Source organism: Rhizobium sp. BK602 (assembly GCF_014195095.1).
Classification (GTDB): Bacteria; Pseudomonadota; Alphaproteobacteria; order Rhizobiales; family Rhizobiaceae; genus Rhizobium.
In genome coordinates this window covers 338451-354047 of the sequence record NZ_JACIBC010000007.1, presented here as the reverse complement: position 1 = coordinate 354047, position 15597 = coordinate 338451, and the positions used below count along the sequence as shown (strand labels likewise).

Sequence of the window (15597 nt, the reverse complement as noted above, 5' to 3'; positions counted from 1 at the left end):
GGCTCGGTCGGCGTCATCTACCGGCAGTTCTCGGTGACGATCGTCTCGGCGATGATCCTGTCTGTCATCGTGGCGCTGATCCTGACGCCGGCGCTTTGCGCGACGATCCTCAAGGCGCCCGAGCATGGCGCCAAGCAACGCGGCGCCTTCGGCTGGTTCAACCGCAATTTCGAGCGCGCGACGCTGCGTTATCAAAGCGGCATTCACGGCATGATCCGCCGGAGTGCCGTCTTCCTGCTGATCTTCGTGCTGATCGGTGGCGCTGTCGGCTATCTGTTCAACCGCCTGCCGAGCTCGTTCCTGCCCGATGAAGACCAGGGCATCCTGCTCACCGCCATCCAGCTTCCGCCAGGCGCCACGGATTCACGCACCTGGGCCGTGCTCAACCAGGTCAAGGACTACTATCTCAACAACGAGAAAGACTATGTCGAAGGCGCATTCGCCGTTGCCGGCTTCGGCTTCAGCGGCCAGGGCCAGAATGTCGGCATCGTTTTCGTGAGGTTGAAGGATTTTGCCGAGCGCAAGACGCCGCAGTCGAAGGCGCAGGCCATTGCCGGCCGCGCGATGGGCGCCTTCTCCAAGATCAAGGACGGCAGCGTCTTCGCGCTTGCCCCGCCGGCCATCCCCGGCTTCGGCAGTTCGAGCGGCTTCGACTTCTTCATCAAGGACATCAACGGCGCCGGCCATGCGGCCCTGATCGCCGCCCGCAACCAGCTGCTTGGTGCTGCGGCCCAGAATAAGAGCCTCTTCGGCACCCGTCCGAATGGCCAGGAAGACACGCCGCAATATTCGGTGAATATCGACCAGGAAAAGGCGAGCGCGCTGAACATCACGCTCTCCGACATAGACACGACACTGTCGACCGCCTGGGGCGGCACCTATGTCAACGACTTCATCGATCGTGGTCGTGTGAAGAAGGTCTATGTCCAGGCCGACAAGAATTTCCGCATGCAGCCGGAGGATTTCGGCCGCTGGTACGTGCGCAATTCCGACGGTGCCATGGTGCCCTTCTCCGCCTTCTCCAAGGGTGAATGGACCTATGGCTCGCCGCGTCTCGAGCGCTATAACGGTTCGTCCGCCGTCGAAATCCAGGGTTCCGCCGCCGCCGGCATCTCCTCCGGCGATGCCATGAACGAGATCGACAAGATCATGGCTTCCCTGCCGCCCGGCTTCAGCCATGAATGGACCAGCCTGTCGGCCCAGGAGAAGCTCTCCGGCAACCAGGCGACCCAGCTCTACGCCATCTCCATCCTCGTCGTCTTCCTGGCGCTCGCCGCCCTCTATGAAAGCTGGTCGATCCCGCTCGCCGTCATGCTGTCGGTGCCGATCGGCATCTTCGGGGCGCTGCTCGCCGCCACCCTGTTCGGCCAGTCGAACGATGTCTATTTCAAGGTCGGCCTGCTGACCACCATAGGTCTGGCGGCCAAGAACGCCATCCTGATCGTCGAATTCGCCATCGAGCAGCAGGCGAGCGGCAAGGATCTGGTGCAGGCGACGCTGGAGGCCGCCCGCCAGCGGCTGCGGCCGATCCTGATGACCTCGCTCGCCTTCATTCTCGGCGTTATGCCGCTCGCCGTCGCCAACGGTGCCGGCTCCGGCAGCCAGAACTCGATCGGCATCGGCGTCATGGGCGGCATGATCTCGGCGACCGTGCTCGGCATCTTCTTCATCCCGCTGCTCTTCGTCTCCGTCCGCCGCGTCTTCAAGGGTCGGATTGGCCCCGTGACCACGCAGGAGACGCCGGCGCCTGATACCGGCGCCGCGCATTAGCAAATATCCGCCCACTCTCGGCACTGAAGAGTGGGCGGCTTTAAATCCATGCTCAAGCAAAAGGCTCCGGTGTTACCCACGGGAGCCTTTTGCTTTCCTGGCTCAATGGGAGCCGGAAACAATGGCAGGAACGATATCTGCAATGCGAGAACTGGGACCGTTTCAGCTTAAGGAAGCCGGAACCGACGGCAACGGCTGTGCCTTCGGCGACCACTTGGCGTGCAGCTTGGCCAGCATCAGATAGATGATCGGCGTCGTATAGAGCGTCAGCACCTGCGACACGACGAGGCCGCCGAGGATGGTGATGCCGAGCGGACGGCGCAGTTCGGCGCCGGGGCCGGTGGCGATGATCAGCGGAATGGCGCCCATCAGCGCCGCCAGCGTCGTCATCAGGATCGGCCGAAAGCGCTTGAGGCAGGCCTGGTAGATGGCCTCTTCCGACGACAGGCCGAGCATGCGCTCGCCCTGAAGCGCGAAATCCACCATCATGATGCCGTTCTTCTTGACGATGCCGATCAGGAGGATGATGCCGATGAAGGCGATGATGGTCAATTCCGTGCCGCTGACGAGCAGCGCCAGCAGCGCCCCCAGGCCCGCCGACGGCAGCGTCGAGATGATGGTCAGCGGATGCGCCAGGCTCTCATAGAGGATACCGAGCACGATATAGACCGTCAGCAGCGCCGCCAGCAGCAAGAGCGGCTGACTGCTGGAGGATTGCGTGACGCTCGCCGCATCTCCGGCGAAATCCGCATGCAGGTCGTCGGGCAGATGCATGTCCAGCACCGCCTTCTGGATGGCGTCGTTCGCCGCCTGCAATGGCGTGTTGAGCGCCAGATTGTAGGAGATGGTCACGGACGGATATTGTCCCTGATGATTGACCACCAGCGGCGCCAGCGTGCGGTCGATCGACGCCACGGCGCTGAGCGGCACCTGGATGCCGCCCGCCCCCGGCACATAGAGCTTGGAAATATCGTTGGGGTCGCGGGCATAGTCCGGATCGGCCTCCAGCACGACGCGATACTGATTGCGCTGGGTATAGATCGTCGAGATCTGCCGCTGCGCGAAGGCGTTGTTGAGGGCCGCGTCGATGGCCTGAATGTTGACGCCGAGCCGGGAAGCCTCGCTGCGGTTGATGTTGACCGTCGCCTGCAGACCGTTCGGCTGCCGGTCGGTGGCGACATCGGTCAGCTCCCGCAGGGTCTGCATGCGCGCCATCACCTTCGGCGCCCAGTCCACCAGCTCATCGTAATTCGCGCCCCAGAGCGTGAACTGATATTGCGACTGCGACTGGCGCGCGCCGGCGCGGATGTCGCCCGGCGAAAACAGGAAGGTGCTGAGGCCGGGAATGGCCATCAGCTGCTTGCGCAGACGGTCGATCACCTCCGCGGTCGGCACGCGCTCCGCCTCCGGCTTCAGCGAGATGAAGAGCTGGCCGCGATTGATCGAGCTGGAAAAGCCGCCGCCGCCCACCGACGAGCCGACGCCGGAAACCGCCGGATCCTCGGCGACCAGATCGGCCGCCTGCTGCTGCAACTTGACCATGGCCGGATAGGAAATATCGGTCGCCGCCTGCGTGCCGCCCTGGATGAAGCCGGTATCGTCCTGCGGAATGAAACCCTTCGGCACCTTGACATAGAGATAGGCAGACATGACGACGCAGGCGAAAATGACGAGGACCGACAGCACCCGATGGTGCAGCACCGCCTTCAGCGTCCGGCCGTAGACATCGGTGACGACGCCAAGCGTTCCCTCGACGATCCGGCCGAACAGGCCAGGCTTCGCCTCCATGTCATGCGCCCGCAGACGATGGCCGCAGATCATCGGCGTCAGCGTCAGTGATACCAGCGTCGAGACGACGATGGTGAAGCCGAGCGTCAGCGAGAAGGTCTGGAAGAACCGGCCGACGATGCCGCCCATGAAGAAGAGCGGAATGAAGGCGGCGAGCAGCGACAGGCTGATCGAAATGACGGTGAAACCGATCTGCCTGGCTCCCTCAAGGGCGGCCCGCATCGGCTTCATGCCGCTTTCGAGATTGGCGTAGATATTCTCGATCATCACGATGGCATCGTCGACGACGAAACCGACGGAGACCGCCAGCGCCATCAGCGACAGATTGTCGATCGACAGGCCGAACAGCCACATGGCGGCAAAGGTGCCGCACAGTGACAGCGGCACGGTGACGCCGGCGGCAAAGGTCGGGGTGGCGCGCCGCAGGAAGGTGAAGACCACCGCCATGACCAGGCAGATGGTCGCCAGCAGCGTCCACTGCATGTCGGTGACGCTGGCATGGATCGTCGTCGTGCGATCGGAGAGGACCGCGATGCGCACGCCGGCCGGGATCAGCCGCTGCAGCTCCGGGATCAGCGCCTTGACGCCATCGACGGTGGCGATGACATTGGCATCCGCCTCCTTGGTGATGTTGAGCAGCACCGCCGGCTTGCCGTCATACCAGGCGTCCGAGCGGCTGTTGCGCACGCCGGGCTCGACGGTGGCGATATCGGCCAAACGTACCGCCGTGCCGTCGCCACTCTGCACGATGATCCGGCCGTAATCCTCCGGCGTCCGCAGCTGCCCGTTCATGGCGATGGAAAAGCCGCCCGTGCCGCCGTCGATCGAGCCGATCGGGCCGAGCACGCTGGCATTGACGATCGCGGTGCGCACGGCGTCGAGCGACAGGCCCATGGCGGAGAGACGGTCGGGATCGAGCCGGACGCGCACGGCCGGCTGGTCGGCGCCGCTGACGGTGACGCCGCCGACGCCGTCCACCTGCGAGATGCGCTGCACGACCACCGTGTCGGCCGCGTCATAGATGGCGCTCGCCGAGACGTTGTCGGAGGTCAAAGCCAGGATCAGCACCGGCGCCGCGGCCGGATTGATCTTGCGGAAGGACGGCAATGTCGGCAGGTCGCCGGGCAGGTCGGTCGCCGCCGCGTTCAGCGCCGCCTGCACATCCTGCGCCGCGCCGTCGACGCTGCGCGACAGGTCGAATTGCGCGACGATGCTGCTCGACCCGAGCGAGCTCACTGAGGTCAATTGCGTGATGCCGGCAATGGTCCCGAGATGCCGCTCCAACGGAGCGGCGACGCTTGCCGCCATGCTGGCGGGATCGGCGCCTGGACGGCTGGCGGAAACGACGATGGTCGGCAGATCGACGGTCGGCAGGCTCGCCACCGGCAGGAAGCGATAGGAGACGATGCCGAGGATCACCAGCCCGATCGCCAGAAGCGTCGTTCCGACAGGACGTTTGATGAACGGCTCGGAGAGGTTCATCTGCCACCACCCCTGGCTTTATCAAGAATGGCCTCTTCGAGATCGGGGGCCGGCGTGCCGGTCGGCCGTCCGACGACGCGGGCGCGCAGGCGCTCGAAGGCGAGATAGATGACCGGCGTCGTATAGAGCGTCAGCAGCTGCGAGAGCACCAGGCCGCCAATGATGGTGATGCCCAGCGGCACGCGCAGCTCAGCGCCGGTCCCCTGCGCCAGCGCCAGCGGCAACGCGCCGAAGAGCGCGGCGAGCGTCGTCATCATGATCGGGCGGAAGCGCAGGATCGACGCCTTCAGGATCGCCTCGCGCGGTGCCAGCCCCTCCCCGCGCTCCGCCTCCAGCGCGAAATCGATCATCATGATGGCATTCTTCTTGACGATGCCCATCAAGAGCACGATGCCGATCAGCGCGATGATCGACAGGTCCTGCCCGAACAGCATCAGCGCCAGCAGCGCGCCGACGCCGGCCGACGGCAGCGTCGACAGGATCGTCACCGGATGTACCGCGCTCTCATAGAGCAGGCCGAGCACGATGTAGATCGTCACGACGGCGGCCAGGATCAGCCACGGCTCGCCGGCGAGCGAGGAGGCGAATTCCTCGGCATCGCCCGAGTAGCGGCGCTGGATCGAGCTGGGCATGCCGATATCCTGCTCGGCCGCCTGTATCTCGGCGACCGCCTCGCTGAGCGAGGCACCCTTGGCGAGATCGAAGCTGATGGTGACGGCCGGGAACTGTTCGTCATGGCTGATGACCAGCGGCGCCGTCGTGAACGAAGCGGTGGTGAAGGCGTTGAGCGGCACCTGCGTGTCGTTGGCGCCGGCGACATAGAGCTTGCCGAGCGATTTCGGGTCTGACTGATATTGCGGCGCCGCCTCCAGAATGACGCGATACTGGTTGGACTGACCGTAGATGGTGGCGATCTGGCGCTGGCCGAAAGCGTCGTTCAGCGTGTCGCTGACGGCCTGCATCGACACGCCGAGGCGCGAGGCGGTCTCACGGTCGACATTGACGAAGATGCGGCCGCCGCCCATCTCGACCTCGGAGGCGACGTCGATCAGTTTCGGGCTCTGCTGCAGCCGCTGTGCCAGCTTCGCCGACCAGTCGACCACGGTCGCCGTATCGGTGCCGGTCAGCGTGTATTGATAGGGTGCGCGGCTGACGCGGGTGCTGATCGAGATGTCGCGCACGCTCTGGAAGGTGACGTGGATGCCGGGCAGATCGGCCACCTCGCCGCGCATGCGGTCGATGATCTCGGCGGCCGACGCCTCGCGCTCGCTTCTCGGCTTCAGGATGAGGCTGAGATTGCCGGTATTGAGCGTCAGATTGCTGGCGCTGGTGCCGATGACCGAGACGACGCCCTTGACGTCCGGGTCGGTGCGCAGCCGGCCGGCGACGGTCTCCTGTGTCTGCTTCATGGCCTCGAAGGAGGTGGTCGGCTCGGTCTCGATGACGGCGGTGATCAGGCCGGTATCCTGCGGCGGCAGGAAGCCCTTGGGGATGACGATATAGAGCGCGACGGTCGCGGCGAGCGTGACGACGGTGACGACCAGCATCAGGGCGCTGCGGTCCACCGCCCAGACCAGGCTGCGGCGATAGTGCTCGATCAGCCATTCCATGAAGCGGTCGGCACCCGCCAGGATGCCGCCGCGATGCTCTCTCGGCTTGCGCAGGATGCGGGCGCACATCATCGGCGTCAGGGTGAGCGAGATCACCGCCGACACGACGACGGCGATGGTCAGTGTCAGCGCGAACTCGCGGAACATGCGCCCGACGATGCCGGTCATGAACAGCAGCGGAATGAAGACGGCAACCAGCGAGACGGTCAGCGAAATGATGGTGAAGCCGATCTCGCCGGCGCCCTTCAGCGCCGCCTGCATCGGGTTCTCGCCTTCCTCGATATGGCGGGCGATGTTCTCGATCATCACGATGGCGTCGTCGACCACGAAGCCGGTGCCGATGGTCAGCGCCATCAGCGAGAGATTGTCGAGACTGAAGCCGGCAAACCACATGACGCCGAAGGTGGCGATCAGCGACAGCGGCAGGGCCACGCCGGCGATGAAGGTCGCCGTGATCGTGCGCAGGAATAGCAGCACGACGAGAATGACGAGGCCGATGCTGACCACCAGCGTCCATTGCACGTCATGGATCGAGGCCCGGATCGTTTCCGTGCGGTCGTTGACGATCTCGAGCGAGATACCGGCCGGCATTGCCTGCTTCAGGCGCGGGATCTGCTTCAGCACGCTCTCGACCGTCTGGATGACATTGGCGCCCGGCTGGCGCATGACGTCGAGGATGACGGCGGGCTGGCCCTGATACCAGGCGCCGACGCGGTTGTTCTCCAACCCCTCGACGACGGTGGCGACATCCTTCAAGAGCACCGGCGCATCGTTGCGGTAGGCGACGATGATGGATTTGTAGATATTGGGATCGACGATCTGGTCGTTGGCGGCGAGGGTAAAACTCTGCTGCGTGCCGTCCAGCGCCCCCTTGGCGCCGGCGACGCTGGCATTGGTGATCGCCGTGCGCAGATCCTCCAGCGCCAGCCCATAGGAGGCAAGACGCGGCAGGTCGGCCTGGATGCGGATGGCGGGCTTGACGCCGCCCTGGATATTGACGTCGCCGACGCCGGAGACTTCGCTGAGGCGCTGCGCCATCATCGTATCGGCGAAATCGCTGAGTTCGCGGATCGAATAGCTGTTCGAGCGCAGCGCCAGCGTCACGATCGGCGTATCGGCGGGGTTCACCTTCGCATAGGTCGGCGGATAGGGCAGCGTGCGCGGCAGCGTCGATCCGGCGGCGTTGATCGCCGCCTGCACGTCCTGCGCCGCCCCGTCTATATCGCGGCCGAGATCGAATTGCAGCGTGATCTGGCTGATGCCGAAGGCGCTGGACGAGGTCATCGATGCCAGCGACGGGATCTGGCCGAGCGGCCGTTCCAGCGGCGCGGTCACCAGCGCCGCCATCGTGTCGGGATCGGCGCCCGGCAATTGCGTCGTCACCCGGATCGTCGGAAAATCCACCTGCGGCAGTGGCGCGACCGGCAGGAAGAGAAAGCCGAGAATGCCGCCCAACAGCACCGCCACCCCGAGAAGCGAGGTGGCGATCGGCCGGGAGATGAAGAGCGACGAGACGTTCATTGCTGTTGCGTCTGTGTGGTTGTCGAACCGGTCGAGGCGGGCGCGCCACCATTCGCATTGGCGCCGGAATTGGCGCTGCCGGCGCCATCGGCATTGTGTTTGCGATGGCCGCCATTGCCGTCGCCCTGGCCATTGTGCTGGCGATGCGGCCTCTGTCCGTCGTTGCCGGCGCCCGGCGCGGCGTTTTCGGCGACCGGCTGGCCATCCGCAGCCGGTGCCGTCGCATCTGGCGCTGCCGCGCCCTGCGAAATCTGCACCTTCGAGCCGTCCTGAAGCCGCGCGAAGCCGGTCGTGACCACCTTGTCGCCGGCAACGACGCCCTCGGCGATGACGGCCTGGGCATCGTCCTGCAGACGCACCTTCACCGGCTTCATGGCAACCGTCTGATCCGGCTTGACGATATAGACGAAGGTGCCGTTCGGCCCGCGCTGCACGGCGGCCGTTGGGATGACGGTGACGCCCTTCAGCGTCTCCACCAGCAAGCGGGCATTGACGAAAGCGCCCGGCCAGAGCGCCAGCTTGTCGTTCGGGAAATTGGCCTTCAGCTTCACGGTGCCCGTGGTCGGATCGACCTGGTTGTCCACCACCGCCAGCGAACCATTGTCGACCACCGTCTGGCCGTCGCCTCCCATCGCCTGGACGGACAGCGAACCGGCGGCGCTGGCGGCATTGACGCGGGCAAGCTGCTGCTGCGGAATGGAGAACAGAACCGAGATCGGCCTGATCTGCGACAACGTGACAATGCCCGTCGTATCGGACGAGCTGACGAGATTGCCGATATCGACATTGCGGATGCCGGTGCGCCCGTCGATCGGCGCCTTGATCGTCGTATAGTCGAGCGTCGCCTGCGCGCTTTCGATGGCGGCCTGATCGGACTGGATCTGCGCGGTATATTGCGCCACCAGCGACAATTGCGTGTCGACCTGCTGCTGCGTGCCCGAAGCGCTCTTCACCATGAGCTGATAGCGGGCGAGATCGCGCTGGGCGCCGGCGAGCAAGGCTTCGTCCTGCGCCTTCTTGGCGATCGCCTGATCGAGCTGCGCCTTGTAGACGGCATCGTCGATCCGGGCGATGACATCGCCCTTTCTGATGTCCTGTCCCTCTTCGAAATCGATCTCGACGATCTTGCCGTTCACCTGGGCGCGCACGGTCACCGTGTTCAGCGCCTTCACCGAACCGACGCCGTCGATATAAACGGGCACGTCCGTGGTCGCCGCATCCGCCGCGAGCACCGGCACGGGGCCGCTGAATTGCGACAGGCTGCCGCGCCGTCGTCCGCCACCCTGGCCGAAGCCCTGCCCCTGGCCGCCACGGCGTTCGCCCTGGGCCTGCTCGCCGGGCGCGGCCGGCCCCTGAATGCCGAGCAGCCGCTCGGCGCTGCCCAGCCAGCGATCGCGCGTCACATAGGCGCCATAGGCCACGGCGCCAATGACCGCTACGGAGATCAGGACCCGAAATGTCCGAGCCATCGATATACCTTCCTTCACAGACGCCAGCCCTGGACGATCCGCCGACGCAACAGTGGCGCGACCTTAACTTGCATCGCCCTGCTTAGGAATTTGGTATGGCCATTAAATTTTGTCCATTTTCGCGTGGCCAGCTGCAACGAATCGTTACATTCGGTAAAAATCAGGGTTGTGGTTGTGATTGGACGAGCATTGGCCCACGGTTTCGTCATCTCCGGCAATCGGCGCCATCAGCCTCTGCATCCTGTGGTAGCAGGGCGACGGCGTGACCTCAGATTCCTCATCCGAGGGTCGGGATCAGAGCACACCCCAGCCGCGATACCGTCCGCGCCCTGTCATCTCGCGCACGCCGAGTTCCGACACCAGGTTCAAGGCGCCGCGGGAGGTGACGCCGACATGGCGGGCAATCATCTTGGCGGAAACGATCGGTCGCGACAGAACGATGTCGATGACGCCGGGCAGGCTGCTGTTCGAGCGCCGGTCCTTCAGCCGCCGCTCCATCTGCAGCTTGGCAAGCGACAGGCGGTCCAGCTCCTTCAGCCCACTATCGGCCGACAGCGCCATGGCTTCGAGAAAGGCTGTCAGCCGCGTGGTGCGGTCCGGCGAGCGGCGGCGTTCGTGGCGGATCGATTTCAGGCCGACATTCAGGCAGAAGAGATGCGAGGCGACCTTTTCCCGGCTGCGCAAATAGGCGCTGACCAACAGGCTGCCCAGCCAATGCTGCCGCCTCAGCGGCTCGATCCGCTCCCAGGCGTCGAAGAGCACGGCCGCGCCCAAGGCAGGCGGCAGAAGATCGGCCTGACGAATGACGGCGCGCCAGCTCTCCAGCCGCTCGTCCTCGTCCCAGTCCTCGTCATGGATCAGGCCGAGCGGATCGTTCACGGTCACCGCGCGGGGCTCCGGCACCTCACCGTTCAGCACCCGGTCGGATCGGGCAATGACGGCATCGATCTCGGAAAAGTCGACGCCGAAATCATCCTCTTCCTCCGGATCCTCGTCTTCGGTTTCCGCGATCTCTAGAGGCGCGGGACGGAAGATGCTGCTTTCCTCGGCCTCGCCGAGATCGCCGCGCAGGACGGCAAGGCCGGCCGTTTCCAGCCCCCAGTTGGGCTCGGCGTTCCACAGTCGCCGCCGCGACCGCAGCACGGCATGGGCGATGGTCAGCTCATGCGTCGGGGTGCGCGTATCCATGCGCGCATCATGCAGCACCAGATCCTCGACATGCACCAGCTCGCCGCCGACCCAGAGTGCGCCGACCGCATCGAAAAAATGGCCGCGCTCGCGAAAACCATCGCCAACCGCATGCCGCAGGACGCGCTCGTCCAGCCGCGCCAGCATGTCCTCCGCCCTGGCAATGGCAGGCAGGAGCGTCGTCAGCGGCAGATTGGAAATATCATATCGCATTGGAATCGCATGGCTGGTTCGATCTTGCGGAACTTATCATCCTCGCCCGCATCGAGATAGAAAGCACCCTCTTCCATCTGTGGACGGAGATCACTATTTTCCTCTTGACCTTCCAGTGACTGGAAGGTCCATAAGCCTATCCGACGCTCACATCCGGGCACTGGAGTCTTTCATGGCATTGCATGACGAACACGACCACAGCCATCACGGCCACGATCACCACCATCATCACGGCACGGACCAGGATGCGGTGATCCGCGATCCCGTCTGTGGCATGACCGTCGATCCGAACGCCGGCAAGCCGTCGCTGGACTATCAGGGCCGCACCTTCCATTTCTGCTGCGACGGCTGCCGCAAGAAATTCGAGGCCGCGCCGGAAAATTATCTGAGCGCGAAGGACCCGGTCTGCGGCATGACTGTCGACCGCGCCGCCGCGCGCCACTTCCTGAAGCACGAGGGCGAGAAATTCTACTTCTGCTCCGCCGGCTGCAAGAGCAAATTCGAGGCCGATCCGGCTGCCTATCTCAACGGCAACCGCCCGGCGGCGAAGCCCATGCCCAAGGGCACGCTCTATACCTGCCCGATGCATCCCGAGGTCGTCAGCGACCATCCGGGCGATTGCCCGAAATGCGGCATGGCGCTGGAGCCGATGGGCGTGCCCGCCGCCGATGAAGGTCCGAACCCGGAGCTTGTCGATTTCACCCGCCGGCTCTGGATCAGCGCCGCCCTGTCATTGCCGCTGCTTGCCATCAGCATGGGTCCAATGCTCGGCCTGCCACTGCGCGACCGGATCGGCGAATCCATCGCCACCTGGATCGAGCTTGCGCTGGCGACGCCGGTGGTGCTGTGGGCGGCCCTGCCCTTCTTCCGCCGCGCCTGGAATTCGCTCGTCAACCGCAGCCCCAACATGTGGACGCTGATCGGCCTCGGCGTCGGCACCGCCTATCTCTACAGCCTCGTCGCCACGCTGGCGCCCGGCCTGTTCCCCATGAGTTTCCGTGGCCATGGCGAAAGCGTGCCGGTTTATTTCGAGGCGGCCTCCGTCATCGTCGCGCTGGTCTTCGTCGGCCAGGTGCTGGAATTGAAAGCCCGTGAGCGCACGGGGTCCGCTATCCGCGCGCTGCTCGATCTCGCACCCAAGCAGGCCCGGCGCATCGGCGCCGATGGCAGCGAGGCGGATGTGCCCGTCGACGAGATCCAGGCCGGCGACCGGCTGCGCGTGCGCCCCGGCGAGCGTGTGCCCGTCGACGGTTCCGTGATCGACGGGCAATCGACCATCGATGAATCGATGATCACGGGCGAACCCCTGCCGGTCGAAAAGGCCAAGGGCGATGCCTTGACCGGCGGCACCATCAACAAGAACGGCACGCTGGTCATGCTGGCCGAAAAGGTCGGCACTGAGACGACGCTGTCGCGCATCGTCGAGCTCGTCGCCAAGGCACAGCGCTCGCGCGCCCCGATCCAGACCATGGTCGACCGCGTCTCCGCCGTCTTCGTGCCCACCGTCGTCGCGGCCGCCATCGTCGCCTTCGCCGTCTGGGCCTTTGTCGGACCGGAGCCGCGGCTGGCGCATGCGCTGCTGGCCGCCGTCGCCGTGCTGATCATCGCCTGCCCTTGCGCGCTCGGGCTCGCAACGCCGATGTCGATCATGATCGCCACTGGCCGTGGCGCGCAGGAAGGCGTGCTGGTGCGCGACGCCGAGGCGCTGGAGCGCTTCGCCAAGGTCGACACGCTGATCGTCGACAAAACGGGCACCCTGACCGAAGGCAAGCCGAATCTGACCGACATCGCCACGGCCGCCGGCATCGAGGAAGCGCGTCTTCTGTCGCTCGCCGCCAGCCTGGAGCGCGGCTCGGAACATCCGCTGGCCGAGGCTATCGTTGCCGGGGCCGAGGAACGTGGCGCGCGCTTCGTCGATATTTCCGGCTTCTCGGCGGTAACCGGTAAGGGCGTCAAGGGCCGCGCCGGCGACACCGTCATCGCGCTCGGCAATGCCGCGATGATGGCCGATCTTGGTGTCGCGACCGACGCCCTGAAGGCCGAGACCGAGCGTCTGCGCGGCGAAGGCAAGACGGTGATGTTCATCGCCATCGACGGCAAGCTCGCCGGCCTTGTCGCCGTCGCCGACCGCATCAAGCCGACCACGGCGGCCGCCATCAAGGCGCTGCATGAGAGCGGGTTGAAGATCGTCATGGCGACCGGCGACAATGGCAAGACCGCCGCCGCCGTTGCCAGAACACTCAACATCGACGAGGTGCGCGCCGACATGCTGCCCGAGAGCAAGAAGGCCCTGATCGACGAGCTGCGGGCCAAAGGCCATATCGTCGCCATGGCCGGCGACGGCGTCAACGATGCGCCGGCGCTCGCCGCCGCCGATGTCGGCATCGCCATGGGCACCGGCGCCGATGTCGCCATGGAAAGCGCCGGCATCACGCTGGTGAAGGGCGATCTCAACGGCATCGTGCGGGCACGCCACCTGTCGGAAGCGACCATCCGCAACATCAAGCAGAATCTCGCCTTCGCCTTCGGCTATAATGCGCTCGGCGTGCCGCTGGCCGCCGGCGTGCTCTACCCGGTCTTTGGCCTGCTCCTGTCGCCGATGATCGCGGCGGCGGCCATGAGTCTGTCCTCGGTCTCGGTGATCGCCAACGCGCTCCGGCTGCGGCTGGCAAAATTGGGAGTGTCCAGATGAATATCGGCGAAGCATCCGGCCGCTCCGGCCTGCCGGCCAAGACGATCCGCTACTACGAGGATATCGGCCTCATCCGCCCGGACCGGAGCGACAACGGCTATCGCGACTACGGCGCCGACGACGTGCACAAGCTGCGCTTCCTGCACCGCTCCCGCAGCCTCGGTTTCTCCGTCGACGAATGCCGGCAATTGCTGGCCCTCTACGAAGACAAGAGCCGCGCCAGCGCCGACGTCAAGGAGATCGCCAGCACGAAGCTCACCGAGATCGACCGCAAGATCCGCGAACTCACGGAACTGCGCCAGACGTTGGAGCATCTGGTGCACGCCTGCCATGGCAACGAGCGGCCGGATTGCCCGATCTTGGAGGAACTGTCGGAGGGGTGAGGCCTATCTCGCCCCTTGCGGGCGAGAAAGCAAAATCAGCATTTAGCTTTAGCTAAGTGCTAGATTTTGCAAGAGAGGGGGTAGGCAGGGACGCACATACTTTCCAGAAGCACAACGAACAAGACACGGACCCCCGCTCTTGCAATTTCAATGGCTTAGAAATTGCGCTGAGCTTTTGAAGCTGCCGAACCTATCGTGTCGCAATTCCTAAACCAGTGAAATTGCTTTCTCGCCCGCCAGGGGCGAGATAGGCCCCGCTTTTGCCGCCCCTATATCACTCCCCTCACCCAACCCTCTCCACCGCAATCGCCGTCGCCTCGCCGCCGCCGATGCAGAGCGCCGCAACGCCGCGACGCGCGCCCTGGCGCTCCAGCGCATGCAGCAGCGTCACGATCAGCCGTGCGCCGGTGGCGCCGATGGGGTGACCCAGCGCGCAGGCGCCGCCGTTGATGTTGAGGCGGTCGCGGGCGATGCCGAGGTCCTTGGCGGCGGCCATGGCGACGACGGCGAAGGCCTCGTTGATCTCGAAAAGGTCGACATCGCCGACCTTCCAACCGCTCTTGTCCAGCACCTTGCGGATCGCCGGGATCGGCGCGGTCGTGTACCAGGCGGGCTCCTGGGAATGGGTGGCATGCGCCTTGATCTCGGCAAGGATCGGCAGTCCCTCGCGCTCGGCGACCGAACGCCGGGTCAGGATCAGGGCGGCGGCGCCATCGGCATTGGCCGAGGCGCTGGCGGCAGTGATCGTGCCGTCCTTGCGGAAGGCCGGCTTCAGCGTCGGGATCTTTTCCGGCGAAACCTTCTGCGGATGCTCGTCCTTGGCGATCGTCACCGGCCCGCCCTTGGCGGCGACGGAAATCGGGGTGATCTCGGCCTCGAAAGCACCGGTCTCGGCGGCGTTGCGGGCACGCGACAGCGTCTCCACAGCATAGGCATCCTGATCGTCGCGGCTGAACTGATAGGCCTCCACCGCCAGCTCGCCGAAATCGCCCATGGAGCGGCCCTTCTCATAGGCATCCTCCAGCCCGTCGAGCATCATGTGGTCGAAGATGCGATCATGACCCATGCGATAGCCGCCGCGCGCCTTGGCCAGCAGATAGGGAGCGTTCGACATGGATTCCATGCCGCCGGACACCGCGATCGATGCCGAACCGGCGAGGATCAGGTCATGCGCCAGCATCGTCGCCTTCATGCCGGAGCCGCAGACCTTGTTGATGGTCGTGGCGCCCACCGCGTCCGGCAGTCCCGCGCCGCGCGCCGCCTGACGGGCCGGCGCCTGCCCCTGACCCGCCGGCAGCACGCAGCCGAACAGAACCTCATCCACCTTTTCCGCCGCCAGGCCTGCGCGCTCCAGCGCGGCGCGGATCACATGCGCACCAAGCTCCGGCGCCTGCAGGGAGGACAACTCGCCCTGGAAGCGCCCGAGCGGCGTGCGCGTGGCGGAAACGATGACGACGGGATCGATTGCGGACATGATGGCT

General features: G+C 65.3%; 8 protein-coding genes. 3 read left to right on the top strand and 5 right to left on the bottom strand.

All coding sequences use genetic code 11. The features are described from left to right. The coding region (locus FHX11_RS23375) for an efflux RND transporter permease subunit (protein ID WP_184361549.1) at positions 1-1770 on the top strand (1770 nt) is incomplete at its 5' end. A gap of 162 nt (positions 1771-1932) precedes the next feature. Here FHX11_RS23375 and FHX11_RS23370 read toward each other — a convergent pair. From FHX11_RS23370 to FHX11_RS23355, 4 genes are all read right to left on the bottom strand, one after another. Beyond that, on the bottom strand, positions 1933-5040 hold the full coding sequence (locus tag FHX11_RS23370) for an efflux RND transporter permease subunit (RefSeq protein WP_184361546.1): 3108 nt from the start codon (positions 5038-5040) through the stop codon (positions 1933-1935). Next, positions 5037-8171 carry an efflux RND transporter permease subunit gene (locus tag FHX11_RS23365; RefSeq protein ID WP_184361543.1) on the bottom strand — a complete coding sequence of 1045 codons (3135 nt, stop codon included), beginning with the start codon at positions 8169-8171 and terminating at the stop codon, positions 5037-5039. The genes FHX11_RS23370 and FHX11_RS23365 overlap by 4 nt, the downstream gene beginning before the upstream one ends. Continuing rightward, positions 8168-9640, bottom strand: coding sequence for an efflux RND transporter periplasmic adaptor subunit (locus tag FHX11_RS23360; protein WP_184361540.1), 1473 nt, complete (start codon positions 9638-9640; stop codon positions 8168-8170). Before FHX11_RS23360 ends, FHX11_RS23365 begins: the two co-directional genes overlap by 4 nt. A gap of 294 nt (positions 9641-9934) precedes the next feature. Continuing rightward, positions 9935-11041 (bottom strand): RHE_PE00001 family protein, encoded by a 1107-nt coding sequence (locus FHX11_RS23355; protein ID WP_184361537.1) that lies wholly within the window; start codon positions 11039-11041, stop codon positions 9935-9937. Positions 11042-11213: 172 nt separating this feature from the next. On the opposite strand from FHX11_RS23355, the gene FHX11_RS23350 reads away from it, so the two are divergent. Continuing rightward, positions 11214-13733: a heavy metal translocating P-type ATPase gene (locus FHX11_RS23350; protein ID WP_184361534.1), complete on the top strand. Its 2520-nt coding sequence runs from the start codon at positions 11214-11216 to the stop codon at positions 13731-13733. Beyond that, on the top strand, positions 13730-14116 hold the full coding sequence (gene cueR, locus FHX11_RS23345; RefSeq protein WP_184361531.1) for a Cu(I)-responsive transcriptional regulator: 387 nt from the start codon (positions 13730-13732) through the stop codon (positions 14114-14116). Before FHX11_RS23350 ends, cueR begins: the two co-directional genes overlap by 4 nt. A gap of 283 nt (positions 14117-14399) precedes the next feature. Here cueR and FHX11_RS23340 read toward each other — a convergent pair whose 3' ends face one another. Then, positions 14400-15590, bottom strand: coding sequence for an acetyl-CoA C-acyltransferase (locus FHX11_RS23340; protein ID WP_184361528.1), 1191 nt, complete (start codon positions 15588-15590; stop codon positions 14400-14402). Between the last annotated feature and the right edge of the window lie 7 nt (positions 15591-15597).